Origin of the sequence: Klebsiella ornithinolytica NBRC 105727 = ATCC 31898 (assembly GCF_001598295.1) — a bacterium.
In the GTDB taxonomy this organism is placed as follows: domain Bacteria; phylum Pseudomonadota; class Gammaproteobacteria; order Enterobacterales; family Enterobacteriaceae; genus Klebsiella; species Klebsiella ornithinolytica.
In genome coordinates this window covers 1-25,177 of record NZ_BCYR01000023.1, presented here as the reverse complement: position 1 = coordinate 25,177, position 25,177 = coordinate 1, and the positions used below count along the sequence as shown (strand labels likewise).

Here is a 25,177-nt window from a genome sequence, read left to right as displayed (position 1 = left end):
GGCGAAAGGGATAAAAAAAGCGCTCAGTGAGCGCTTTTTGTCTTTTTGCAGCAAGGTGTTTACGGCATTACTCGTTGGTCAGAGCCGGTTTGTTATCAATGTTGGTTAACACGCCGCTGCTGTTGAAGGTCAGCGTTAGCGTCTGCTGGGTGATTTTTTCATGCCCAGGCTGCTGACGGAAAACATAGAACCAGGTGTTGGTACCAAACGGATCCGACATCATTGGGGTACCCAGCGCATAAGCAACCTGCTGTTGCGTCATGCCGACACGAATTTTTGCTACATCGTTGGGTGCCAGATAGTTACCCTGGTTGATATCAGGACGGTAAACCACTCGTTCCAGAGTGGAACAGCCTGCGGTCAACATGAGAAGAACCGCTGCGGCAGCAGTCAGCGTTTTACAGCGCATAGTGATTTTATTCCTTTTCGGGCCCGAGCAGTACGTGGCTCATCTGTAATATGCCGATAATAATAGACCTTTGCCCAGTTGGAAACCTTCGACTGCAGGTCTTGCGGCAATTTGCTGTTCACTATGACTCTGCGAAAATCAAAAAGTTTACGCCGCGAGCAACTCTTTCGCGTTTGCCAGCGTATTACGAGTGACTTCGCTACCGCCCAGCAGACGGGCCAGTTCCTGCAGTCGCGCCCGTTTGTCGAGCGGGTGCATATGGGTTTCCGTCATCTCGCCGTCGGTCTCTTTGCAGACGAAGAAATGATGATGGCCACAGCCGGCAACCTGCGGCAGGTGAGTGACGCACATGACCTGGGTCGATTCGCCCAGCTGACGCAGCAGTTTGCCGACGACTGCCGCCGTCGGGCCGCTGATACCGACATCTACCTCATCGAAAATCAGGGCCGGCGTTTCCATCTTCCGCGCGGTAATGACCTGAATGGCCAACGCAATACGCGACAGTTCGCCACCGGAAGCGACTTTAGCAATGGGCTGAAGCGGCTGTCCTGGGTTGGTGGTGACGCGAAACTCAATACGGTCGGCCCCTTCGGCGGTGAGATGACGCTCATCAAAGGCAACCTCGATGGCAAACACCCCGTGAGGCATGGAAAGTGAGCGCATACTCTCCGTGATTAACTGCGCCAGCTCTTGCGCACTGGTTTGACGCAGAGCGTGCAGCTGCTGAGCAGTCTCTAGCGCCAGCTGATGGTGTTCTATCACGGTCTGGCTAAGTGATTCCAGCGAGCCCGCGCTGTCGTCCAGCAGCCGCTGCTCTTCCAGCAGACCCTGATAAAATGCGGGGAGCTCTTCCGGGGTGATCTGATGCTTACGCGCCAGGGCTATCTGGCGAGAGATGCGTTGCTCGAGCTCGAACAGACGATTCGGGTCGAGATCCAGACGGTCGTTATAGTGACGCAGTTCGTCGCTGGCTTCGCTGAGCTGAATAGCCGCCTCTTCAAGCATATCCAGCACGCCCGAGAGCTTGCTGTCCATACCGACGAGCTCGGTCACCAGCTGCCTGGCAGTGTAGAGCTGGCTCTGCAGGTTGGCTTCTTCGCCATCTGCGAGCACCGTCAGCGCGTGCTGACAGGTGGTCAGCAGCTGGCCGCTGTTGGCCAGACGTTTGTACTCTTCATCGATTTGTTCGAACTCACCCGGCTGTGGATTGAACTCATTCAACTCTTTCAGCTGATATTGCAGCAGGTCGGCGCGGGCTGCGCGTTCCTGGCTCTGCTGCTGATGCTGGGCCAGCTCGCGGCAGCTTTGATGCCACTGGCGGTAGTGTTCAGCCATACGCTGAGTAAGCGCATACTCACCGGTATAACCATCGAGCAGCGTTTTTTGGTGTTCTGGCTTCGTTAATAGCTGGTGCGCGTGCTGGCCGTGGATCTGAATAAGCAGCTGACCAAGCTCGCGAAGCTGGGAGAGGGGAACGGCGGTACCGTTAATGAAGCCGCGCGAACGACCGTCGGTGCTGATGACGCGGCGAAGTAAACACTCACGTCCGCTTTCCAGCTGGTTCTCTTCCAGCCAGCGCTGCGCCGCCGGAGTATCTTTTAAGGCGAAGCGGGCGCACAGGTCTGCGCGGCTGGCGCCTCTTCGCACCATGTCTGCTTCGGCTCTTCCGCCGAGGCACAGCCCCAGCGCATCAATGGCAATAGATTTCCCTGCACCGGTTTCCCCGGTGATCGCGGTCATTCCGCTGTGAAAATCGATTTCCAGTTCACGAACGATAGCAAAGTTACTGATGGTGAGTTGCGCCAGCATAGCTGCCTTCCTGTATGAAAAACCATTACTGTGTTTTCGTACAGTATAGACTGGTTTTTTATCCAGTAAAGAGGCGACTGCTAAAATCAGAACAATTTTTTCGACCAGCCGAGTTTGGTGCTCAATGTATTGAAATAGCTGTAATCTTTTGGATGAATGAGATTCAGATGATAATCGCAGCGGTGGATAAGGACATCTTCGCCATCCTGAATCGGCAGCGCTATCTGGCTGTCGCAGCTGATCTCCAGATCGCTGCAGCGCTGGGAAAAACGCAGGCGAATGGTGCTGTCGCCGTTAATCACCAGCGGACGCGCCGAGAGGGTATGCGGGAACATAGGGACCAGGGTAATGGCATCCAGGGAGGGTGTCAGGATGGGGCCTCCGGCGGATAATGAATAGGCGGTGGAGCCCGTCGGCGTGGAGATAATCAGGCCGTCTGAACGTTGGGAGAAGGCAAACACCTCATCGATATACACTTCGAACTCAATCATATGCGCGACTTTGCCCGGGTGCAGGACCACTTCATTAATCGCTGTGCTGATGCGCTTCTGGCAATCTTGCTGGCAGACCTGGGCTTCCAGCAAAAAACGTTTTTCCGAAATGTAGTGGCCTTCCAGGACGTCGGCGAGCTGCTGTAGAGCGTTATCCGGGTCGAGATCGGTCAGAAAACCTAGGTTGCCGCGGTTAATGCCGATGACGTTGATATCGTAACGTGCCAGCGTTCGCGCTGCGCCGAGCATATTGCCGTCGCCGCCCACCACTACCGCCAGATCCGCCTGCTGACCAATTTCCGCCAGCGTGCCCGTTTTGACGTTGCTAAGCTGGAGCTCATGGGCAATCTGTTGTTCGACCAGAACCTCGTAGCCTTTGCCGGAGAGCCAGCGCCAGAGCATTTCATGTGTGGTCAGCGCGGTTGGGTGACGAGGGTGTCCCACAATGCCTATACACTTGAAATGGTTCTTCATGTTCTGGATGTCCTTGCGTTAAATGAATGATGACAATCTGACAGCTTCCCTTGAAACCCGGAAACGGATCCCCATAATAAGCGAAGTTAGCGAGATGAATGCGAAAAAAACGCGGAGAAATTCATGAGTAGTAAAGAACAGAAAACGCCTGACGGGCAAGCCCCGGAAGAAATTATCACGGAACAGCACGAGAACGTTGAGGCGGTTGAGCCTGAAGTTTCTGCTGAGCAGGTGGATCCGCGCGATGAAAAAATTGCGAATCTGGAAGCGCAGCTGGCTGAAGCTCAGACTCGTGAACGCGATGGTGTCCTGCGCATAAAAGCGGAAATGGAAAACCTGCGTCGTCGTACCGAGCTGGACGTGGAAAAAGCGCACAAATTTGCTCTGGAGAAGTTCGTTAACGAACTGCTGCCGGTTATCGACAGCCTGGACCGCGCGCTGGAAGTGGCCGATAAAGCCAATCCGGACATGGCTTCCATGGTTGAAGGTATTGAGCTGACGCTGAAGTCGATGCTGGATGTCGTACGCAAATTCGGTGTGGAAGTGATTGCCGATACCAACGTGCCGCTGGATCCTAACGTGCACCAGGCCATCGCCATGGTTGAGTCTGACGATGTGGCGGCTGGCAACGTGCTGGGCGTGATGCAAAAGGGCTATACCCTGAACGGTCGTACCATTCGCGCAGCGATGGTAACCGTAGCGAAAGCGAAATAATTCGCCTCCAACGGCCGCCCAAGGGCGGCCGTTTTTTATTGTTTTTATCGCGTTGCGGTTTTGTTGCCAGGAAAGCTGCGGGCAAAAAAAACGGCGAACCCAGGGTCCACCGTCTCTGCGTCAGGCCTGTCGATTACTCGGCGGCGCTCTCGCGAAGGGGCTTCACCGGCTTGACCTTCACCTGCTTAATCATATTGTCCTGGACGTCGAGAATATCGATATCATATTGCTCGATGCGCACGCGCGTGCCGGGAACCGGGATCTCTTCCAGCGCCTCCAGAATAATCCCGTTAACCGTTCGGGCCTCATCTTCCGGCAGATGCCAGTTAAACGCTTTATTGATTTCGCGCACGTTGGCGCTGCCATCAATGATGACGGTTCCGTCGGTTAACGGCGTGACTTCTTCAGCCAGCGTCGGCGACATTGAGGTAGTGAAGTCACCGACAATCTCTTCGAGAATATCTTCTACCGTCACCAGCCCCTGGATGTCACCGTACTCATCGACCACCAGGCCTACTTTCTTCTTATTGCGCTGGAACTTCACCAGCTGCGTGCTGAGCGGCGTTCCTTCCGGCACGAAGTAAATTTCATCGGCGGCGCGCAGCATCACCTCTTTGGTGAACTCTTTTTTCTCGGTCATCAGGCGATAGGCTTCACGTACGCGCAGCATGCTGATGGCGTCGTCCAGCGAGCCGCGATACAGCACGATGCGTCCGTGAGGAGAGTGGGTCAGCTGGCGAACGATTGATTTCCAGTCGTCGTTAATATCAATACCGATAATTTCATTGCGCGGGACCATGATGTCATTGACGCTGACCTTTTCGAGATCCAACACCGACAGCAGCATGTCCTGGTTACGGCGGGAGATTTGGGTCCGCGACTCGTTCACGATGGTGCGCAGCTCATCTTTGCTCAGCGCGCCGCTGACGATAATATCGGTTTTGATGCCCATCATGCGCATCAGGAGGCGGGTGATGGTGTTCAGCAGCCAGACCAGCGGCATCATCAGCACCTGCAGCGGCGCCAGTAAGAAGCTGCTCGGGTAGGCGACCTTTTCCGGATACAGCGCCGCGATGGTTTTAGGCAGGACCTCGGCAAAAACCAGGACCACGAAGGTCAGTACGCCGGTGGCAATGGCCACCCCGGCATCGCCATACAGACGCATACCGACAATCGTCCCCAGCGCGGAGGCGAGGATGTTGACGAGGTTATTGCCGATCAGCACCAGGCTGATTAAACGGTCGGGTTTGCGCAGCAGCTTTTCTACGCGCTTTGCCTGGCGGTTGCCTTGTTTCGCCATATGCCGCAGTCGATAGCGGTTCAGGGTCATCATCCCGGTTTCAGAACCGGAGAAATAGGCGGAGATAATCACCATGATAATCAGCGTCACGATCAGCGTGGTGGTAGATATGTGTTCCAGGGGGGACTCCTTAACGCCTGGCCCGGTAGGCTATTTTATGAGCCTGCTGGCGCTGAGCGCGCCAGTCTTCAGGCTTTCTGCAATGATGACACCTGCCGGGACAGGCGGGTGTTCGGGGTTAACTAATAAACTGTTGAAGCACGCGGCTGCCAAAGTAAGCCAGCGTCAGCAGGCCTGCACCGGTGACGTTAAACCAGACGACCCGACGACCGCGCCATCCTTCATGATAGTGGCCCCACAACAGAACGATATAGACGAACCACGCGACGATCGACAGCACGGCTTTATCGATATTTTCCGTGCTAAACAGGTTATGCATATAAAACAAACCGGTGCACAACGTCAGCGTCAGCAGGACCACGCCGACCTGCGTAATATGAAACATTTTACGCTCGATACTCATCAGCGGCGGCATTTCATGGCTGAAGGCCAGCTTTTTGTTCTTCAACTGATAATCGATCCATGCCAGCTGGAGCGCATACAGCGCGGCAATAATCAGCGTCGCATAAGAGAAGAGCGACAGGCCGATGTGCACCAGCATTCCCGGCGTGGTTTCCAGATGGGTGATGTATTCGTTCGGCACGAAAGTGGCGAAAGCCAGGTTAATCAACGCAAATGCGTAGACGATAGGCAGCAGCAGCCAGCCGCGGTTACGCGACGCGACGATAGTCATCACCGTACAGATCATCAGACTGACCAGCGAACCGACGTTTAATAAACTGAGATTCTGTCCGCTCTCGCCGCCGGGGAAAATACGTGACTCCAGCGCAAAAGCATGACAAATCAACGCAATAGTTGCGGAAAGAATCGCCATCCGCCGCCAGCTGCTGTTTTTTTGCAACAGGCCGGGGATGATCAGCGCAAGGCTGATGGAGTAGGCGACAAGCGCGAGCAGAGCAAAAACAGGCATATGGGTGTCGACTGTTGACTAAATAAGAAAGAGAAGCAGTATAGCGTCACGCGACGTCTGCTCCAACCGTTGCATCACATCGCGCTTCATGTCGTGTTATACTGCGCCAAATCCGTGTTTTCGTGTCGCTGCTGCGACCGACAGTTTCCACCTCAGGCGAGAGACAATGTTTGATAATTTAACCGATCGTTTGTCGCGTTCGCTGCGCAACATTAGCGGCCGCGGACGCCTTACCGAAGACAATATTAAAGATACCCTGCGTGAAGTCCGCATGGCGCTGCTGGAGGCGGACGTCGCGCTGCCTGTCGTTCGTGACTTCATCAGCCGCGTCAAAGAGAGCGCGGTGGGTCATGAAGTAAACAAAAGCCTGACCCCGGGTCAGGAGTTTGTCAAAATCGTACGTAACGAGCTGGTTGCGGCGATGGGCGAAGAGAACCAGGCGCTGGATTTAGCCGCTCAGCCGCCGGCCGTCGTGCTGATGGCGGGTCTGCAGGGTGCGGGTAAAACCACCAGCGTCGCGAAGCTGGGTAAATTCCTGCGTGAGAAGCACAAGAAGAAAGTGCTGGTGGTCTCCGCGGACGTTTATCGCCCGGCGGCGATTAAACAGCTGGAAACGTTGGCTGAGCAGGTTAACGTTGATTTCTTCCCGTCCGATGTGGGCCAGAAGCCGATCGATATCGTTAACGCCGCGCTGAAAGAAGCGAAGCTGAAGTTCTACGACGTGCTGCTGGTGGATACCGCCGGTCGTCTGCACGTTGATGAAGCGATGATGGACGAAATCAAACAGGTCCACGCTTCTCTTAACCCGGTAGAAACGCTGTTCGTCGTTGATGCGATGACCGGTCAGGATGCCGCGAATACCGCCAAAGCCTTTAACGAAGCGCTGCCGCTGACCGGCGTGGTGCTGACCAAAGTCGATGGCGACGCCCGCGGCGGTGCCGCGCTGTCGATTCGCCACATCACCGGTAAACCGATTAAGTTCCTTGGCGTCGGTGAAAAGACCGAAGCGCTGGAGCCATTCCACCCGGATCGTATTGCTTCCCGTATTCTCGGCATGGGCGACGTGCTGTCGCTGATCGAAGATATCGAGAGCAAGGTTGACCGCGCGCAGGCCGAGAAGCTGGCCTCCAAGCTGAAGAAAGGCGATGGTTTCGATCTGACCGATTTCCTTGAGCAGCTGCGTCAGATGAAAAACATGGGCGGCATGGCCAGCCTGATGGGCAAACTGCCCGGCATGGGGCAGATCCCGGACAACGTGAAATCCCAGATGGATGACAAAGTGCTGGTGCGGATGGAAGCGATCATCAACTCGATGACGCTGAAAGAGCGTGCTAAGCCGGAAATCATTAAAGGTTCACGTAAGCGCCGTATCGCCGCCGGCTGCGGGATGCAGGTGCAGGATGTGAACCGTCTGCTCAAACAGTTTGATGATATGCAGCGCATGATGAAGAAGATGAAGTCGAAAGGCGGCATGATGAAGATGATGCGTGGGATGAAAGGGATGATGCCCCCAGGATTCCCTGGTCGCTAATCGGCCTGGCTTGTTTGCCATTTCGGCACCGGGGTGTGCTCGCCATCCTCACGTACTACGTGTACGCTCCGGTGGCTGCGCGCACGTCGGCACCGAACTGACCGCACCGCCGACGGCCTTTTATAGCAGACTTATCAACTGTTGATTGCAATTTCCCCAAAAATGAGTAAAATTTTCGGGCTTTTAATATGACACCCGGGCTCCGTTCCTCGATGGGGCCCGGGTGTTCTATTCACACAAGAGGATGTTATGGTAACTATTCGTTTAGCTCGTCACGGCGCTAAAAAGCGTCCGTTCTACCAGGTTGTTGTCACCGACAGCCGTAATGCACGCAACGGTCGCTTCATTGAGCGCGTTGGTTTCTTCAACCCGATCGCTTCTGCGAACGAAGAAGAAACGCGTCTGGATCTGGATCGTATCGCTCACTGGGTTGGCCAGGGCGCTACCGTTTCCGATCGCGTTGCAGCGCTGATCAAAGCAGCAAACAAAGCAGCTTAATCTGTCACGGTGGTCATGATGAGCAAGCAACACACCGCACAAGCACCTGTTGATCCGATCGTATTGGGCAAGATGGGTTCTTCCTACGGTATCCGTGGTTGGCTCAGAGTGTTTTCCTCCACCGAAGACGCCGAAAGCATTTTTGACTATCAGCCCTGGTTAATCCAGAAGGCGGGTCAGTGGCAGGTCGTTGAGCTGGAAAGCTGGCGCCACCATAATCAGGACATCGTTATTAAGCTGAAAGGCATTGACGATCGTGATGCTGCGAATCTGCTGACTAATTGCGAAATTGTCGTGGATTCCTCGCAGCTGCCGAAGCTCGAAGAGGGTGACTATTACTGGAAAGACCTGATGGGCTGCCAGGTAGTAACCACAGAAGGCTATGGCCTTGGTAAAGTCATCGACATGATGGAAACCGGGTCAAATGACGTTCTCGTCATTAAGGCAAACCTGAAAGATGCATTTGGTATCAAGGAGCGGCTGGTTCCGTTCCTCGATGGGCAGGTTATCAAGAAAGTCGATCTCGCTACTCGCACAATCGAAGTAGACTGGGATCCTGGTTTTTAAATTCTCCGGATAAACGGTAAAAGACGGCGCTATGTGGATTGGCATAATTAGCCTGTTTCCTGAAATGTTCCGCGCAATTACCGATTACGGGGTAACTGGCCGGGCAGTAAAAAATGGCCTGCTGAGCATCCAGAGCTGGAGTCCTCGTGACTTTGCTCATGACCGGCACCGTACCGTGGACGATCGTCCTTACGGCGGCGGACCGGGGATGCTAATGATGGTGCAACCCTTACGGGACGCCATTCACACAGCAAAAGCCGCGGCAGGTGAAGGCGCAAAGGTGATTTATCTGTCACCTCAGGGACGCAAGCTTGATCAAGCGGGCGTCAGCGAACTGGCAACGAATCAGAAACTGATTCTGGTGTGCGGTCGCTATGAAGGCATAGATGAGCGCGTAATCCAGACCGAAATTGACGAAGAATGGTCAATCGGTGATTACGTCCTCAGCGGTGGTGAGTTACCAGCCATGACGCTGATTGACTCCGTTTCCCGGTTTATTCCGGGGGTTCTGGGTCATGAGGCATCGGCAACGGAAGATTCCTTTGCCGATGGATTGCTGGACTGCCCACACTATACCCGTCCTGAAGTGTTAGAAGAGATGGAAGTACCGCCAGTTTTGCTGTCGGGAAACCATGCTGAGATTCGTCGCTGGCGTTTGAAACAGTCGCTGGGCCGTACCTGGCTTAGAAGACCTGAACTTTTGGAAAACCTGGCTCTGACTGAAGAGCAAGCAAAGTTGCTGGCGGAGTTCAAAACTGAACACGCAAAACAGCAGCATAAACATGATGGGATGGCGTAAGCCCCCAATATCAGTTTACCCAGGATAAGAGATTAAATTATGAGCAACATTATTAAGCAACTTGAACAAGAACAGATGAAGCAGGACGTACCTTCCTTCCGTCCGGGTGATACCGTGGAAGTGAAAGTATGGGTTGTTGAAGGTTCCAAAAAACGTCTGCAGGCATTCGAGGGCGTGGTTATCGCTATTCGTAACCGCGGTCTGCACTCTGCATTCACTGTTCGTAAAATTTCCAACGGCGAAGGCGTTGAGCGTGTCTTCCAGACTCACTCTCCGGTAGTTGACAGCATTGCTGTTAAACGTCGTGGTGCTGTACGTAAAGCTAAACTGTACTACCTGCGTGAGCGTACCGGTAAGTCTGCTCGTATCAAAGAGCGTCTTAACTAAGATTCGCTTTCGCGACATCCTGATGAAAAGGGCTGGCCCGTTGGGCCGGCCCTTTTTTTATCTTCAATTTAACCATTCTGATGTAAATCATTTACAATATCGCTCTCATTTCGGAGGGGCGGTGGTCAGCAAACTTTCTCTACACTCAGCGTTTATACGGCGGGCCGCATGGCTGGCGCTGTTTTCGATCCTGCTGATTGTGATTGCGCCGCTGATCTCGGTCTCATTGCAAAAAGATCCGATGAGCGCTATGCCCGGCATGCATCATGCCATGATGATGGCGGATATGCCGCATGAGCAGATGATGTCCCACCCGGTGGATTCTCCTGCGCCCCAGTCGACGCACACGATGCCGCTCGACCATGCGGAGGCCTGTGGCTACTGCGTGCTGCTGGCTCACGTTCCGGGGCTGCTGTTTGCGCTGGCGCTGCTTATCTCCGTTATCCTGCGCCGCGTGCGCGTGCTTTTCCCCTGTCTGGTGCTGAAGCGCCGGCATTTCTTCCCCTGGCTGTACCCCGAAACCCGCGCGCCGCCGCATCGGTCTGCTTTTTCTGCTTTTTAAAATAACAAGGCGCACAGCGCCACGTTCTCTTTTTGCTTTCAGAAAGGAAAAGTATGACTACCTGCACCTCGCGCGCGGCATGGCTGAACCTGCTGCGACGCCTCCATTTCTATATTGGTCTGTTTATCGGGCCGTTTATCTTCGTGGCGGCCCTTACCGGGACGCTGTACGTGGCCACTCCACAGCTGGAGAACTGGCTCTATCAGGATGCCCTTCGTGGCTCGTTGAGCGGCGATCGTCAGCCGCTTAGCGCCCAGCTGGCGGTCGCGGAAGAGACGACTCAGGGGAATCTTCGTTTACAGGCGTTGCGCCCGGCGATTAAGGCCGGGGAGACCACGCGGGTGATGTTTGCCGATCCGCAGTTGGGAGAGTCTGAGTCCCGGGCGATCTTTATCGACCCGGTAACGCTGAAAGTGAAGGGCGATATGACGGTCTATGGTACCAGCGGAATTTTACCGCTGCGCCAGTGGATCGATTACGCCCATAAATCATTGCTGCTCGGGGATAGCGGCCGGCTTTATAGCGAGCTGGCTGCATCATGGATGTGGGTTGCGGCTCTCGGTGGCATTGTCCTCTGGGCGATGACTCGTCCCCGCAGGCGGATAAATAATCGTATGCAGAATAGCCGTCGTCTGCATGTTTCTCTGGGCTGGGGGCTACTGGCAGGTATGCTGCTTTTCTCCGCCACCGGGCTGACCTGGTCGCAGTGGGCCGGCGGCAATGTGGATAAAATGCGCGCGGCATTCGGCTGGCTGACCCCGCAGGTGAATACGCAGCTGCATAGTGCCATGCCGATGCCGCATGATCCGCATGCCGAACACCATATGGGGCATCGGGCAGATGCGGCGCCGGCGGCGAAAGGCGAACAGTTTGATCGGGTGCTGACGATCGCGCGTGCGGCGGGTCTCGCTGCCAGCAAGCTGGAAATCCGCCCTCCGGCGGCGGCGGGGCGGGCGTGGACGGTCAATGAAATTGACCGAAGCTGGCCCACGCAGGTGGATGCTGTGGCGATTGATGGGGAGACCATGCAGGTTGTCGATCGCACCCGCTTTGTCGATTTCCCGTTAATGGCGAAGCTCACCCGCTGGGGCGTGGATTTCCATATGGGGATTCTGTTTGGTCTTGCCAATCAACTGCTGCTGATCGCGTTTGGGATCGCGCTGTGCGTGATGATTGTGGTGGGGTATCGCCTGTGGTGGATCCGGCGGCCGGCTCATGCGGCGTTTAACCCGGCGAATACCCTGATTCAGGCGTGGTTCAACCTGGGATGGCCCGCCCGCGCGCTCACGCTGGCGATGGCAGTGATGCTGGGGCTGGCGTTACCGTTAATGGGCGCCAGCCTCGCGGCAGGACTGGTGATTGACTATCTGCGCTGGCGGGCGGCAACGGCCGTCATGCTCGCGAAGTCGGTCGACTAAGTGCCTACGGCGTGCTGATGACCACCGTAACGCGACGGTTTTCAGCACGCCCTTTCGCCGTATCGTTGCTGGCGATCGGATATTTTTTCCCTAACCCGCGGGTCGTTAAATTGCTGCGCGGGATATTGGCCCCCTTCGCCCAGTCATCCGCGACGATGTTGGCGCGTTTAAGCGACAGCATTTCGTTATAGCCGTCTTCACCGTAGTTATCGGTGTGTCCGTCTAACCGGGCGTGCGTAATCCCGGTAGAAGCCAGACGAGAGGCCATTTTCTGGATTTGCGCCTGGCTATCGCTGCGCAGATGGTAGTCATTTTTATCAAACAGGATGCTGTCGGACAAACCCAGCGACCAGTCGCCATCACTTTCTGTAAAGCCGTAGGACTTCATGGCAGCAACCTGTTCCTGAGAGAATTTCCCTTGCGGGGCCTGACAGCCGGTGAGTAAAACTGCGGCCATCAGTGCGGGAGCAAAATATTTCCTGAGCATGGTTGTTCCTTTTATTTTTGTACTTGAGGAATACGCCGGTGTTTCATCCGATACATATGTTGATCGGCGAACTCCTGCAGGTTCTCCGCTGACGCATGTTCCCAGGCCAGCGCATAGCCAATGCTGAGCGACAGGGTCGCAGTATGGCCGTTATGCAGATTAAACGGTTCAAGAAACTGGCTGGATAACGATGTGCAGAGCGTCTTGACTTCCGCCTCTGAGTGTACGTCACGCAACAAGATCGCGAATTCGTCACCGCCTAAACGCCAGGCCTGATGGCGCTTGCTGACAAAATTCATCAGCCGGCTGGCGACTTCGATGAGGACCTTGTCTCCCGTCGCATGGCCCCAGTTATCATTAATCAGCTTAAAGTTATCGCCATCAAGAAAGAGCAATGCCGAACTGCGTCGGGCAGCCTCATCTTTCATTAATGTACTGATAACGTTGCGAAACGCAGCGCGATTGGCCAGTCCGGTGAGGGGATCATGTAACGAGGTGCGTAACAGCTGGGCATTTTTAGCCTGCAGCTGCTGCTGCCAGTCCTCCATTTCACCCAACAGGCTATTAAAGTCCTGGGCGAACAGATGGAACTCCTCGATACGCTCTTCAGGGACCCGACGGGAGAAGTGGCGGTTTTCCCGGATGTCATGTACCACCTCGGTAATGCTTTGTAAGGCGGTGACGATGCCGTGGTGCAGAGAATGCGTCAGCAATAAGGCGATAAATGAGGCCAGCAGAATACTGCCGGTCAAAACAATAATAGATATGCCGAGGAAGTGGCTTATCAGGCTGTCCAGCGCCGTCAGCCGAAGTTCGCCGACGACCTTCCCCAGATGCAAGATTGGCTGGGTTGTGGGTTCAGGAAACAACCATTTGCTGATGAGGCCGCTGAATTTCTCCTGCCGAACCAGGTCCGTATTACGCCAGACGGCGAAGTGATTTTGCTGGTTATCCAGCACCAGCGCTTCGGAAAACTGCCCCTGCCTGCCGAGCGTCGCCAGCGTCTCTTCTGCCGCAGCGCTGTCATCGAAAACCAGCGCGGCTTCAAGACTACGGCTCATCGTGGCGGCCGTCAGCGCCAGATTCTTCTGCGCATACTGTTTCAAGGTAAAGACTGACGCGGTACTCAGCAATAGCCAGACCAGGGTCATAGAGATCACTACGCTTATTACGCTGATGCGGCGTAGTGCGCGTTTAAAGGTGGGGCGCGGAGCCTGAGAGAAATCCTTATTCATGTGCGTTATTCCGGGCAAGCATCAGTACGTCTGGATTAACCCGCACACCGCTGTGTGTCAGGACATCCAGATTCACGGAGAATCTGACCCTTTTGTCATTTATGATCAGGCAAAAAGCACTGCCGATTGCACACTCGCTATTTTGTTCCGCAATGAGTAATAAGGGGCGTGATGGATATTCTGCCGTGAGCTTCGCCTGTTGAGAGGGCGACTCGCTGCCAAAATAAAATCCATCACAAACCGTATTCAACGCTTCTTCTGTATTACGCACAATGACCGGTTTGTACGGCAAAGCCTCAGGATGTTCCTGAGCCAGGCTGTAGGTATAACGCGAGGTAGAAAAAATACACAGCCTCGGTGGGCCAGATAACGCTGGCCAGCGGGTATAGGTGACAATACCCGAAACAATAGCCCGAACATTTTTAGGTGCGTCAGCGGCAAAAGCGGGGTAGCCCACGATAAATAACAAAAAAATAAAAAAAAGACGGTAGAACTCTTTCATTAACGGATCCGTCAGGTTCGTCGGGTGCATGAATTGCAGATCGCTGATGCCCGGGCGCAGGATACCATTGTTGGTGGGGAGCGTCATTAAACGCCCCACTTTGCTTTGAGATAATTCTGACCAGGATTATTCGTAAACGAAGGTGGGGGAAAGGTGAGCGTCAGCAGGGGTAAATATGGTGTTGTACCAATAAGTTTACACTTATGGCGAAATAAAGGGCCATTTAATTTGCTGGTGTAAAGTAAAATTTACGGATTATGGATTGAAATCTTTACTTTGTGTGGTATCGTTACGTCACTCCTCACCGAGGAACCAACTATCGCAAACGAGCTACACAGGATCGCAATCATGCAAAAAGACGCGCTGAATAACGTACATATTACCGACGAACAGGTTCTGATCACGCCGGATCAGCTGAAAGCTGAATTCCCGCTGAGCCTCGAACAAGAAGCGCAAATCGCGCAGTCCCGTCAGACCATATCTGACATTATTGCCGGCCGCGATCCGCGTCTGCTGGTGGTGTGTGGACCTTGCTCGATCCACGATCCAGAGGCGGCAATTGAATACGCTCATCGTTTTAAAGCACTTGCCGAAGAGGTCAGCGATAGCCTCTACCTGGTCATGCGCGTCTATTTTGAAAAGCCTCGTACTACCGTGGGCTGGAAAGGGTTGATTAACGATCCGCATATGGATGGCTCGTTTGATGTTGAAGGCGGTCTGAAGATTGCGCGTCGCTTGCTGGTAGAGCTGGTTAACATGGGGTTACCGCTGGCAACGGAAGCGCTGGATCCAAACAGCCCGCAGTACCTCGGCGATCTGTTTAGCTGGTCTGCTATCGGCGCACGCACGACCGAATCCCAGACTCACCGTGAAATGGCGTCAGGTCTGTCAATGCCGGTTGGCTTTAAAAACGGTACCGACGGTAGCCTGTCGACGGCAATTAACGCGATGCGCGCCGCGGCGATGCCGCACCGTTTCGTCGGGATTAACCAGGCCGGCCAGGTTTGTCTGCTGCAAACCCAGGGCAATCCGAACGGCCACGTTATTCTGCGCGGCGGTAAAGCCCCTAACTACGGCCCGGAAGATGTCGAGAAGTGTGAAAAAGAGATGGCTCAGGCGGGACTGAAACCGTCACTGATGGTAGATTGCAGCCATGGGAATTCTAATAAAGACTACCGCCGCCAGCCTGCGGTTGCGGAATCCGTCGTCGCACAGATTAAAGATGGTAATCGTTCCATCATTGGCCTGATGATCGAAAGTAATATCCACGAAGGTAATCAGTCTTCTGAACAGCCGCGTTGTGATATGAAATACGGCGTGTCCGTCACCGATGCCTGCATCAGCTGGGAAACGACTGATGCCCTGCTGCGCGAACTGGATCAGGATCTGCGCGGTCATCTGGCGGCTCGTCTGGGGTAAGAGGATAGTATGGTTGCTGAACTGACCGCGTTACGCGATCAAATTGATGAAGTCGATAAGGCTCTGCTGGGGCTACTGGCGCGCCGCCTGGAGCTGGTTGCCGAAGTCGGAGAGGTCAAAAGCCAGTATGGGCTGCCGATTTACGTCCCGGAACGGGAAGCGGCGATGCTGGCTTCCCGACGGGAAGAGGCGTCGGCGCTGGGCGTTCCGCCCGATCTTATCGAGGACGTGCTGCGTCGCGTCATGCGCGAGTCATATTCCAGCGAGAATGATAAAGGCTTCAAAACGCTGTGTCCGAATCTGCGCCCGGTGGTGATTGTCGGCGGCGGTGGGCAGATGGGGCGTCTGTTTGAGAAAATGCTGACGCTTTCAGGCTACCAGGTACGTATCCTGGAGAAAGACGACTGGGCGCGGGCAGCGGACATTGTTGCTGATGCCGGAATGGTCATCGTTAGCGTGCCTATCCATGCGACGGTCGATACAATTGGTCAGCTGCCGCCGTTACCGGCGGACTGTATCCTGGTCGACCTGGCGTCGGTGAAAGCGGAACCTTTGCAGGCGATGCTGGCCGCGCACCGTGGTCCGGTACTGGGTCTGCACCCGATGTTCGGGCCGGACAGCGGCAGCCTGGCGAAGCAGGTGGTGGTTTACTGCGATGGTCGTCAGCCGGAGGCATATCAGTGGTTCCTTGAGCAAATTCAGGTCTGGGGCGCCCGCCTGCACCGTATCAGCGCCGTTGAACACGATCAGAATATGGCTTTTATTCAGGCGCTACGTCACTTTGCGACCTTTGCCTATGGCCTGCATCTGGCGGAAGAAAACGTTCGCCTCGAACAGCTGCTGGCGTTGTCATCCCCGATCTACCGCCTTGAGCTGGCGATGGTTGGCCGCCTGTTTGCGCAGGATCCGCAGCTGTATGCGGATATTATTATGTCATCGGAAAACAATCTGGCGCTGATTAAACGCTACTACCAGCGTTTTGGTGAAGCGATTGGCCTGCTGGAGCAGGGGGATAAACAGGCGTTTATCGACAGCTTCCGCAAAGTGGAGCACTGGTTTGGCGATTATGCCCAGCGCTTCCAGAGCGAAAGTCGGACGCTGCTGCGTCAGGCGAATGATAACCGGCAGTAACGGAAAACCGTATATAATCAAAGCCAGAGGGGAAACCCGCTGGCTTTTTTTATAGGGATGAAAACGATGGCTGAACCACAACCGCTGTTTGATTACGCAGGACATCTGCCGGAATGTCCGACCTGGAGTGACGCCGAGCAGGCGCTCTACTGGGCCGATATTCTGGAGTGCGAAATTCACCGTTACGACATCCGCAGCGGCGAACATCAGGTTCTGCAGTTTCCCGAAGAAGTGGGCTGCTTTGCCCTGCGCGAGAAAGGGGGCTTTATTGTGGCGCTACGCAGCGCTATCTGGCTTACCGATGCCCATGGTCTGTTGCGACGCAAAATTTGTGATAATCCGAGCAACCCGCAGCTGGCACGCTTTAACGATGGCGGCACCGATCGCGACGGGCGTTTTTATGCCGGTACATTCTGGGGGCCAGGAGATTATAACGGCGCGCTGCTGATGCGCATCAACCACGATCTCACTCCGCGGGTGATTCAGTGCGATATCCATGGCGCCAACGGTCTGGCCTTTAGCGCAGACAAGCGTTGGATGTACACCTCGGATACGCCAAACGCGGTTATCTACCGCACTCCGCTGGATGAACAGGGCGAGCCCGGTAAACGCGAAGTCTTTCGGCGTTTTCAGCCTGGAGAGGGGATTCCAGACGGGGCGGCCGTGGATGAAGAGGGTTGCTACTGGAGCGCAATGTTTGATGGCTGGCGTGTTGCCCGTTTTTCACCGACCGGTGAACAGCTGGAAGAGCATCGATTACCGGTGCGCTGCCCGACAATGGTCTGTTTTGGCGGAGCGGATATGCGCACGTTATACATCACGACCACGCGCGAAAATATGTCTGCCGACGAAGTCCAGCAATATCCGCTTTCCGGCGCTATCTTCACCCTGCCGGTGACGGTGGCAGGGATGAAGAAACCCGTATTTACAGAGCGTTAGATAGGAGCGACCGGCACGACGTTTTCGCCTGGGTAGCAACCCAGAACTTTCATGGAACGGGTAATCTCGGCCAGCTCTTTTAGTGCCTTACGCATAGGCATTGATTCCAGGTTGGCCTGGATATCCAGATAAAACATCTCTTCCCACGGGTTGCCGTGAATCGGACGAGATTCCAGCTTAGTCATGATCAGGTTGTGATTGCGCAACACCAGCAGCGCTTCAACCAGCGCACCGGCCTGTTGTCCGGTTGCCATGAGCAGCGTGGTTTTTGCCGGTACCTGTTCGGAAACATTCACCGCTTTACGTGCCAGCACCAGGAAACGGGTGATGTTTTGTGTCTGATTGGCCTGGCAATGTTCAAGAACCTGCAGGCCGTACAGCGCGCCACCGGCTTCGCTACCCAGCGCGGCGACGCCCGGTGAGTTTGCCTGAGCCACTTTTTCCATCGCTGCAGAGGTGCTTTCCGTGTATTCAATTTTCCAGTGCGGATAACGGCTCAGATACTGGCTGCACTGCTGGAACGGCTGCGGGTGGCTATATACGGTATGAATGTGCTGCGGATCGGTTGACGCCGAGACCAGAACGCAGTGATCGATTGGGATCGTGAGCTCACCGACGATCGACAGGCTGGTATGCTGCAGCAGATCGTAGACATCATTGATGCCACCGGAGCTGGTATTTTCGATAGGAACGACCGCGTAGTCGGCCTGGCCGGTTTCCACCTGGTTAAAGATATCGGCAAATTTTGCGCAGCCGCTCTCGATGAACTGTTCGAAATGGCGCGCCGCGTACTGGCGGGCGGCCAGATGCGAATATGACCCTTTTGGTCCCAGGAAAGCCACGCGCGCTGAATGCGGATTGATTTTATTCAGATGCTGCTGCAGCAGGGTTTGCTGGGTGAGAACGGAATCCTCGATAATCAGCTGAAACAGGCGGGTGATGTAGTGGGCATCCAGATGGTGGCTTTTCCCCAGCGTTATCAGACGCTCCAGCAGATCGCGCTCGCGGTCGATATCACGAACCGGACGGTGTGATGCCAGCTTCGCTTTACCGACCTCTACAGCCAGTCCGCGGCGTTCTGCCAGCAGCGCGAGCAGTTTTTCATCCAGTGCGCTGATCTTATCGCGCAGAGCCAGTAACGGGTTTTCCTCGGTCATATGTGTTGCCTTTCTTGTTATTGATTTATCAATAAAAAAGGCCTCCCGTTTGGGAGGCCTTGTTGTTCGTCTTCGCATTCTTTATCACACGACGAATCGCCTCCCGTTCAGGGGAAGGTAAAAAAGAATGCGAAGAAGAACGCTAGTCGTTTCACGATGAATTCCTTGGCTCAGTTGAGATTACAGTACCCGTACTGTTTTCATCCTGTCAATAAAAAACGCGCCCGAAGGCGCGTGGCGTTACACAATATTAAGTTAAGGATTACTCTTCTTCTTCCACAAAGCCTGCCTCTTTCACCGATGTTGCGGCGCGGCGGGCTTCCCCTTTGTGTTGCACTTTATTCAGCTGCCGTTCCAGCTTGTTGATCAATTCGTTGATTGCGACGTACATATCTTCACTTCTTCCGCTGGCGACCAGATGCCCGTTTGGCGTATTAATGGTTGCATCAGCGACAAAACCCTGCGGCTCCTTGGAGAGAATGATGTGCGGGTTGATTAAGTGGGTTTGCCATTTATCCAATTTGGCGAGACGGTCTGCGACATGCTGGCGAATTGCCGGAGTAATTTCCATTTGTTTACTGGTAATGTTCATTGTCATAAATTTTACCTCTTGTCTTTCCCGTCTTGGTGAACCCAGCATACCTCTCCCAATGTCAATATGTGTGATCTGTATCACATTTTAATGTCACTTTTTGTCAACGAATTCATTTTGTGAGGCAGGGCAGGAACAGGTGAGATTTTTCTTGTCGGAAAGGGGAAAGGGAGTCATATTTGATAGGATGACTCGGCGCTAAAACGCTTCAGCTCTGGCGCCTGAGCAATAAAAAACGGCAGCTCATAGCTGCCGTTTTGCTTATCTGAAAACGATCAGGTGTTTTTACCGTTAGCGGCGATAATTTTCGCCACCTTGTCTGCCTGAGCGTTCATTTGCATCTGGCGGTAGGCGTTTTCCATTTTCGGTAGCGCATCGCGAGTCGCCTGGGTATCCGGGTAGCTGCGCAGCATACCATCGACACGGTTCACGACGGCAACCCATGCGCCGCGGTCGGTGTAGTAATCAACCACTGACAGTTCGTACTTCGCCAGGCGATCCTTCAGGAACACCATACGTTTGTAGGCGTCGGTCGCATACTGGCTGTTCGGGTAGCCGCGTACCAGTTTGGAGAAGTCGTTGAAGGCATCGCGAGCGTGCTGTGGGTCGCGGTCGGAGCGATCGACCCCGAAGAATCCTTGCAGCGCACTGTCATCCAACGCCATATTTGTCAGACCACGCATATAAATGACGTAATCAATGTTAGGATGCGTAGGGTTCAGACGAACAAAGCGGTCGATGGCGGCCTGAGCCAGCGGCAGATCGGCATTTTTGTAATACGCATAAATCAGGTCCAGCTGTACCTGTTGGGAATAAGGACCGAACGGGTAGCGGTTATCCAACGCTTCCAGTTGCGTTATTGCCTGTTTCCAGTTACCGTCCTGCAGCTTTTGCTGGGCGGTCGCGTAGATTTCATTCGGCGGATTATCAGGCACCTCTTCCTTTGAGCCGGAGCAACCCACCAAAGCCAGGCTCAGTGTGGCCGCTGCCACCAGGTATTTCATGCGCGTCATGACGTTTTGACTTCCTCAAAATGTTTATGCGGGAGAATCTCTGTTCCTGCTCCCGATTAAGACCAGCTACAATAGCACACTATATTAAACGGCAAAGCCGTAAAACCCAACGTTAAACGAAGAAGCTGTATATGGCACAACGAGTACAACTCACCGCAACGGTGTCCGAAAATCAACTCGGTCAACGCTTAGATCAGGCTTTGGCCGAAATGTTCCCGGATTATTCGCGTTCGCGCATAAAAGAATGGATCCTCGACCAGCGAGTGCTGGTAAACGGCGCTGTCAGCGACAAGCCGAAAGAAAAAGTTTTAGGGGGAGAGAGCGTCTCCATCGATGTTGAAATCGAAGAAGACGTGCGCTTCGAGCCGCAGGATATTCCGCTCAATATCGTCTACGAAGATGATGACATCCTCGTGATCAATAAACCGCGCGATCTGGTTGTTCACCCGGGCGCGGGCAATCCCGACGGTACTGTGCTGAATGCGCTGCTGCACTATTATCCGCCGATTGCCGACGTACCGCGCGCGGGTATTGTTCACCGTCTGGATAAAGATACGACCGGTCTGATGGTCGTAGCGAAAACCATCCCGGCGCAAACGCGTCTGGTGGAGTCGCTGCAGCTGCGTGAAATCACCCGTGAGTATGAAGCGGTGGCAATTGGTCACATGACATCGGGCGGGACGGTAGAAGAACCTATCAGCCGTCACCCGACGAAACGTACGCATATGGCGGTGCACCCGATGGGGAAACCGGCGGTAACGCATTACCGTATTATGGAGCACTTCCGTATTCACACGCGTCTGCGTCTGCGTCTGGAAACCGGCCGTACTCACCAGATTCGTGTGCATATGGCTCACATCACCCATCCGCTGGTGGGCGATCAGGTCTACGGCGGCCGTCCGCGTCCGCCGAAAGGTGCATCGGAAGCGTTTATCACCGCTCTGCGCAAGTTTGATCGTCAGGCACTGCACGCGACGATGTTACGTCTGTACCACCCGATCAGCGGCATTGAGATGGAATGGCATGCGCCGATTCCTCAGGATATGGTTGAGCTGATTGAGGCAATGCGTGCAGATTATGAAGATCACAAGGACGATATTGACTGGCTATGACTAAACTGATTGTACCGCAATGGCCTGTGCCGGAAGGCGTGGCGGCCTGTAGCTCCACGCGTATTGGCGGCGTCAGTCTGCCTCCGTACGATTCGCTCAATCTGGGCGCCCATTGCGGAGACAATCTGCAGCACGTGGAAGAAAACCGTCGGCGGATGTTTGCCGCAGGCGGGCTACCGTCCTTTCCGGTCTGGCTGGAGCAGGTTCATGGTACCGCGGTGCTCACGCTGGACGGCGGGCCATATGAGTCAAAACGGGCGGATGCGTCATACTGCAATACACCGGGCACGGTGTGTGCGGTGATGACGGCGGACTGCCTGCCGGTTCTTTTTTGTAATCGCGCAGGGACGGAAGTTGCCGCCGCTCATGCCGGCTGGCGCGGATTATGCGACGGTGTGCTGGAAGCTACGGTCGCATGTTTCGCCGATAAGCCGGAAAACATTCTGGCCTGGCTTGGCCCGGCGATCGGTCCTGAGGCTTTTGAAGTCGGTCCGGAAGTGCGGGATGCGTTTATAATCAAGGACGGGAAAGCGGAAGACGCTTTCCGCCCCGTCGGCGAAAAATATTTTGCTGATATCTATCGGCTGGCTCGTCAGCGCTTAGCCAATGTCGGCGTGACGCAGATCTTCGGTGGCGATCGCTGTACGCTAAGCGAAAAGGATGATTTTTTCTCTTATCGTCGCGATAAGATGACGGGTCGTATGGCGAGTTTTATCTGGTTGAGATAACCTGGCGAATCAAGACGGTCCAGAAGGCAAACTTATTTTTCGCATAGTTCAGGTCTTTAACCTTGAATAATTGAGGGATGACCTCATTTAATCTCCAGTAGCAAATTTGACCTGTTATGGGAGGAGTTATGCGTCTGGATCGTCTTACCAATAAATTCCAGCTTGCTCTTGCCGATGCCCAGTCGCTTGCACTCGGGCACGACAACCAATTCATCGAACCTCTTCATTTAATGAGCGCCTTACTGAATCAGGAAGGGGGATCGGTACGTCCTTTATTAACTTCTGCGGGCATTAACGCCGGAGAGTTAAGCACCAGTATTACTCAGGCTCTGAGCCGTTTACCGCAGGTGGAAGGCACCGGTGGTGACGTACAGCCGTCCCAGGATTTGGTGCGTATTCTGAACCTTTGCGACAAGCTGGCGCAAAAGAGGAAGGACAATTTTATTTCGTCGGAACTCTTCGTTCTGGCGGCGCTTGAATCACGCGGTACGCTGACCGACCTTTTAAAATCTGCCGGAGCAACAACCGCCAACGTGACTCAGGCGATTGAACAAATGCGCGGAGGTGAAAGCGTGAACGATCAGGGTGCCGAAGACCAACGTCAGGCATTGAAGAAATTTACGGTCGATCTGACCGAACGGGCAGAACAAGGCAAACTGGATCCGGTCATTGGTCGTGACGAAGAGATTCGTCGTACGATCCAGGTTCTGCAGCGGCGGACTAAAAATAACCCGGTGCTGATTGGTGAGCCTGGCGTCGGTAAAACCGCCATTGTTGAAGGACTGGCACAGCGTATCGTCAACGGTGAAGTACCGGAAGGGCTGAAAGGTCGCCGGGTACTGGCGCTGGATATGGGGGCGCTGGTGGCCGGGGCGAAATATCGCGGCGAGTTCGAAGAGCGCCTGAAAGGGGTGCTGAACGATCTGGCGAAACAGGAAGGCAACGTCATTCTGTTTATTGACGAGCTGCACACCATGGTCGGGGCGGGGAAAGCGGACGGCGCGATGGATGCCGGTAATATGCTCAAACCTGCTTTGGCGCGCGGAGAGTTGCACTGCGTCGGCGCAACGACGCTCGATGAGTATCGTCAGTATATTGAAAAAGATGCTGCGCTGGAGCGTCGTTTCCAGAAAGTGTTTGTGGCTGAGCCAAGCGTTGAAGATACCATCGCGATCCTGCGTGGTCTGAAAGAGCGTTATGAGCTGCACCACCATGTACAGATCACTGACCCGGCGATCGTCGCAGCGGCAACCTTGTCGCATCGTTATATTGCTGACCGGCAGCTGCCGGATAAAGCTATTGACCTGATCGATGAAGCGGCATCCAGCATTCGTATGCAGATTGACTCGAAGCCGGAGGAGCTCGACCGACTCGACAGACGTATTATTCAGCTCAAGCTGGAACAGCAGGCGCTGAAGAAAGAAGCCGATGAGGCCAGTCTGAAACGTCTGGATATGTTGAATGAAGAGCTGGCAGATAAAGAACGTCAGTATTCCGTATTAGAAGAAGAGTGGAAGGCGGAGAAAGCCTCTCTTTCCGGTACGCAGACAATTAAAGCCGAACTGGAGCAGGCTAAAATTGCGATTGAGCAGGCGCGTCGCGTCGGCGATCTCGCGCGGATGTCCGAGCTACAGTACGGCAAAATCCCGGAGCTGGAAAAACAGCTGGCAGCGGCTACGCAGTCTGAAGGTAAAACGATGCGTCTGTTGCGTAATAAAGTGACGGATGCGGAAATTGCGGAAGTGCTGGCGCGCTGGACCGGTATTCCGGTCGCGCGAATGATGGAAGGCGAGCGTGAAAAACTGCTGCGTATGGAGCAGGAACTGCATAGCCGGGTGATTGGTCAGAACGAAGCGGTTGAAGCCGTATCCAATGCGATCCGTCGTAGCCGGGCCGGGCTGTCCGATCCTAACCGTCCAATCGGGTCGTTCCTGTTCCTTGGACCAACCGGTGTCGGTAAAACGGAGCTGTGCAAAACGCTGGCGAACTTTATGTTTGATAGCGATGATGCCATGGTGCGTATCGATATGTCTGAGTTTATGGAGAAACACTCCGTATCGCGTCTGGTCGGTGCGCCTCCGGGATATGTCGGTTATGAAGAGGGCGGGTACCTGACGGAAGCGGTACGTCGTCGTCCTTACTCTGTCATCCTGCTGGATGAAGTAGAAAAGGCTCATCCGGATGTGTTTAACATCCTGTTGCAGGTGCTGGATGACGGTCGTCTGACCGATGGGCAGGGGAGAACGGTCGATTTCCGTAATACGGTTGTGATTATGACCTCTAACCTTGGTTCAGATCTGATTCAGGAGCGTTTCGGCGAGCTGGATTACAGTCATATGAAAGATCTGATTCTGGGTGTGGTCAGTCAAAACTTCCGCCCGGAATTCATCAACCGTATCGATGAAGTCGTGGTCTTCCACCCGCTTGGCGAAAAACACATTGCTTCTATTGCTCAGATTCAGCTGCAGCGTCTGTACAAACGTCTGGAAGAACGTGGCTACGAAGTTCACATGTCCGATGAGGCGCTGAAATTGCTGAGTGCGAATGGTTATGATCCGGTGTATGGCGCTCGTCCGTTAAAACGCGCTATCCAGCAGCAGATCGAAAACCCGCTGGCACAGCAAATTCTTTCCGGCGAGCTGATCCCCGGTAAAGAAGTTCAGCTGGTGGTGAAAGATGACCATATAGTGGCAGTGCAGTAAATCACAAAACGACAAAAACGGGCCCTCTGGGCTCGTTTTTGTTTAAAAACCAGGCAAGAATTAAAGTCCGGATGCGGTATTGTTTAATAAGTGAGCGAACGGAACATTTATTTGAATTTAGACTTGCCACATCAGAATTACCCCCTATAATGCGCCTCCACTGACACGGAG

26 protein-coding genes and 1 other annotated feature are annotated in these 25,177 nt (G+C 54.3%); of the genes, 14 read left to right on the top strand and 12 right to left on the bottom strand.

Annotation, left to right across the window (positions count from 1 at the left end; translation table 11 throughout):
• Positions 1 to 67 precede the first annotated feature (67 nt).
• The 3 genes from bamE to nadK all read right to left on the bottom strand — a co-directional run bounded on the left by bamE (position 68) and on the right by nadK (position 3,183).
• Complete coding sequence (bamE, locus tag ROR01S_RS24870) at positions 68 to 409, bottom strand: outer membrane protein assembly factor BamE (RefSeq protein ID WP_004866572.1); 342 nt, start codon at positions 407 to 409, stop codon at positions 68 to 70.
• A gap of 147 nt (positions 410 to 556) precedes the next feature.
• Complete coding sequence (gene recN / locus ROR01S_RS24865) at positions 557 to 2,218, bottom strand: DNA repair protein RecN (protein ID WP_044348888.1); 1,662 nt, start codon at positions 2,216 to 2,218, stop codon at positions 557 to 559.
• An 86-nt stretch (positions 2,219 to 2,304) separates the two neighbouring features.
• Positions 2,305 to 3,183, bottom strand: a complete 879-nt coding sequence (gene nadK, locus ROR01S_RS24860) for an NAD(+) kinase (protein ID WP_004866566.1) — start codon at positions 3,181 to 3,183, stop codon at positions 2,305 to 2,307.
• A gap of 123 nt (positions 3,184 to 3,306) precedes the next feature.
• Between nadK and grpE the strand changes: the two genes are divergently transcribed.
• Entirely contained in the window at positions 3,307 to 3,897 is a 591-nt protein-coding gene (gene grpE / locus ROR01S_RS24855) for a nucleotide exchange factor GrpE (protein WP_004866563.1), read from the top strand.
• A gap of 133 nt (positions 3,898 to 4,030) precedes the next feature.
• Here the strand turns inward: grpE and ROR01S_RS24850 are convergent, their stop codons facing one another.
• Together ROR01S_RS24850 and ROR01S_RS24845 are read right to left on the bottom strand one after the other, a co-directional pair.
• A complete protein-coding gene (locus ROR01S_RS24850) occupies positions 4,031 to 5,317 on the bottom strand; it encodes an HlyC/CorC family transporter (RefSeq protein WP_032718085.1) in 1,287 nt (428 codons plus the stop codon).
• 118 nt (positions 5,318 to 5,435) lie between these two features.
• Positions 5,436 to 6,227 (bottom strand): cytochrome C assembly family protein, encoded by a 792-nt coding sequence (locus tag ROR01S_RS24845; RefSeq protein WP_004866556.1) that lies wholly within the window; start codon positions 6,225 to 6,227, stop codon positions 5,436 to 5,438.
• A gap of 166 nt (positions 6,228 to 6,393) precedes the next feature.
• Here ROR01S_RS24845 and ffh point away from each other — a divergent pair, with 166 nt between their 5' ends.
• The 7 genes from ffh to ROR01S_RS24810 all read left to right on the top strand — a co-directional run bounded on the left by ffh (position 6,394) and on the right by ROR01S_RS24810 (position 11,989).
• Complete coding sequence (gene ffh, locus ROR01S_RS24840; RefSeq protein ID WP_004866553.1) at positions 6,394 to 7,758, top strand: signal recognition particle protein; 1,365 nt, start codon at positions 6,394 to 6,396, stop codon at positions 7,756 to 7,758.
• Between the two features lie 249 nt (positions 7,759 to 8,007).
• On the top strand, positions 8,008 to 8,256 hold the full coding sequence (gene rpsP / locus ROR01S_RS24835) for a 30S ribosomal protein S16 (RefSeq protein WP_004866550.1): 249 nt from the start codon (positions 8,008 to 8,010) through the stop codon (positions 8,254 to 8,256).
• Positions 8,257 to 8,274: 18 nt separating this feature from the next.
• Positions 8,275 to 8,823 carry a ribosome maturation factor RimM gene (gene rimM, locus ROR01S_RS24830; protein ID WP_004866548.1) on the top strand — a complete coding sequence of 183 codons (549 nt, stop codon included), beginning with the start codon at positions 8,275 to 8,277 and terminating at the stop codon, positions 8,821 to 8,823.
• A gap of 31 nt (positions 8,824 to 8,854) precedes the next feature.
• The gene (gene trmD, locus ROR01S_RS24825) at positions 8,855 to 9,622 is read left to right on the top strand and encodes a tRNA (guanosine(37)-N1)-methyltransferase TrmD (RefSeq protein WP_004866546.1); all 768 of its coding nucleotides are present in this window, start codon (positions 8,855 to 8,857) and stop codon (positions 9,620 to 9,622) included.
• A 39-nt stretch (positions 9,623 to 9,661) separates the two neighbouring features.
• Positions 9,662 to 10,009 (top strand): 50S ribosomal protein L19, encoded by a 348-nt coding sequence (gene rplS / locus ROR01S_RS24820; RefSeq protein WP_002914145.1) that lies wholly within the window; start codon positions 9,662 to 9,664, stop codon positions 10,007 to 10,009.
• Between the two features lie 121 nt (positions 10,010 to 10,130).
• Positions 10,131 to 10,571, top strand: a complete 441-nt coding sequence (locus tag ROR01S_RS24815) for a DUF2946 domain-containing protein (protein WP_004866543.1) — start codon at positions 10,131 to 10,133, stop codon at positions 10,569 to 10,571.
• Positions 10,572 to 10,624: 53 nt separating this feature from the next.
• Entirely contained in the window at positions 10,625 to 11,989 is a 1,365-nt protein-coding gene (locus tag ROR01S_RS24810; RefSeq protein ID WP_015585929.1) for a PepSY-associated TM helix domain-containing protein, read from the top strand.
• A 4-nt stretch (positions 11,990 to 11,993) separates the two neighbouring features.
• On the opposite strand, the gene ROR01S_RS24805 is transcribed toward ROR01S_RS24810, so the two are convergent.
• Genes ROR01S_RS24805 through yfiR form a run of 3 tightly spaced genes read right to left on the bottom strand, consistent with a single transcriptional unit; the run spans position 11,994 to position 14,213 of the window.
• Entirely contained in the window at positions 11,994 to 12,476 is a 483-nt protein-coding gene (locus ROR01S_RS24805; protein WP_015585930.1) for an OmpA family protein, read from the bottom strand.
• An 11-nt stretch (positions 12,477 to 12,487) separates the two neighbouring features.
• Entirely contained in the window at positions 12,488 to 13,711 is a 1,224-nt protein-coding gene (gene dgcN / locus ROR01S_RS24800) for a diguanylate cyclase DgcN/YfiN (protein ID WP_015585931.1), read from the bottom strand.
• Positions 13,704 to 14,213, bottom strand: coding sequence for a regulatory sequestration protein YfiR (yfiR, locus tag ROR01S_RS24795; protein ID WP_032718208.1), 510 nt, complete (start codon positions 14,211 to 14,213; stop codon positions 13,704 to 13,706). The genes dgcN and yfiR overlap by 8 nt, the downstream gene beginning before the upstream one ends.
• A 348-nt stretch (positions 14,214 to 14,561) precedes the next feature.
• Here yfiR and aroF point away from each other — a divergent pair, with 348 nt between their 5' ends.
• The 3 genes from aroF (at position 14,562) to ROR01S_RS24780 (ending at position 17,702) form a co-directional block, all read left to right on the top strand.
• The gene (aroF, locus tag ROR01S_RS24790; protein WP_004866527.1) at positions 14,562 to 15,632 is read left to right on the top strand and encodes a 3-deoxy-7-phosphoheptulonate synthase AroF; all 1,071 of its coding nucleotides are present in this window, start codon (positions 14,562 to 14,564) and stop codon (positions 15,630 to 15,632) included.
• Positions 15,633 to 15,641: 9 nt separating this feature from the next.
• The gene (tyrA, locus tag ROR01S_RS24785; RefSeq protein WP_004866523.1) at positions 15,642 to 16,763 is read left to right on the top strand and encodes a bifunctional chorismate mutase/prephenate dehydrogenase; all 1,122 of its coding nucleotides are present in this window, start codon (positions 15,642 to 15,644) and stop codon (positions 16,761 to 16,763) included.
• Between the two features lie 66 nt (positions 16,764 to 16,829).
• Positions 16,830 to 17,702 carry an SMP-30/gluconolactonase/LRE family protein gene (locus ROR01S_RS24780; protein ID WP_004866520.1) on the top strand — a complete coding sequence of 291 codons (873 nt, stop codon included), beginning with the start codon at positions 16,830 to 16,832 and terminating at the stop codon, positions 17,700 to 17,702.
• Here the strand turns inward: ROR01S_RS24780 and pheA are convergent.
• The 4 genes from pheA to bamD all read right to left on the bottom strand — a co-directional run bounded on the left by pheA (position 17,699) and on the right by bamD (position 20,464).
• Positions 17,699 to 18,859, bottom strand: coding sequence for a bifunctional chorismate mutase/prephenate dehydratase (gene pheA / locus ROR01S_RS24775; protein WP_064359961.1), 1,161 nt, complete (start codon positions 18,857 to 18,859; stop codon positions 17,699 to 17,701). The genes ROR01S_RS24780 and pheA overlap by 4 nt on opposite strands.
• A 31-nt stretch (positions 18,860 to 18,890) precedes the next feature.
• Positions 18,891 to 19,015, bottom strand: a sequence feature (Phe leader region).
• Positions 18,967 to 19,014, bottom strand: a complete 48-nt coding sequence (pheL, locus tag ROR01S_RS27415; RefSeq protein ID WP_193312497.1) for a pheA operon leader peptide PheL — start codon at positions 19,012 to 19,014, stop codon at positions 18,967 to 18,969. (Overlaps the previous feature by 48 nt.)
• 106 nt (positions 19,016 to 19,121) lie before the next feature.
• A complete protein-coding gene (raiA, locus tag ROR01S_RS24770) occupies positions 19,122 to 19,457 on the bottom strand; it encodes a ribosome-associated translation inhibitor RaiA (protein WP_004866516.1) in 336 nt (111 codons plus the stop codon).
• 269 nt (positions 19,458 to 19,726) lie between these two features.
• On the bottom strand, positions 19,727 to 20,464 hold the full coding sequence (bamD, locus tag ROR01S_RS24765) for an outer membrane protein assembly factor BamD (protein ID WP_004866513.1): 738 nt from the start codon (positions 20,462 to 20,464) through the stop codon (positions 19,727 to 19,729).
• Between the two features lie 131 nt (positions 20,465 to 20,595).
• On the opposite strand from bamD, the gene rluD reads away from it, so the two are divergent.
• From rluD to clpB, 3 genes are all read left to right on the top strand, one after another.
• Positions 20,596 to 21,576, top strand: coding sequence for a 23S rRNA pseudouridine(1911/1915/1917) synthase RluD (rluD, locus tag ROR01S_RS24760; RefSeq protein ID WP_004866507.1), 981 nt, complete (start codon positions 20,596 to 20,598; stop codon positions 21,574 to 21,576).
• Positions 21,573 to 22,304: a purine nucleoside phosphorylase YfiH gene (yfiH, locus tag ROR01S_RS24755; protein ID WP_004866503.1), complete on the top strand. Its 732-nt coding sequence runs from the start codon at positions 21,573 to 21,575 to the stop codon at positions 22,302 to 22,304. The genes rluD and yfiH overlap by 4 nt, the downstream gene beginning before the upstream one ends.
• A 128-nt stretch (positions 22,305 to 22,432) precedes the next feature.
• Positions 22,433 to 25,006 (top strand): ATP-dependent chaperone ClpB, encoded by a 2,574-nt coding sequence (clpB, locus tag ROR01S_RS24750; protein ID WP_015585933.1) that lies wholly within the window; start codon positions 22,433 to 22,435, stop codon positions 25,004 to 25,006.
• Positions 25,007 to 25,177: the final 171 nt, after the last annotated feature.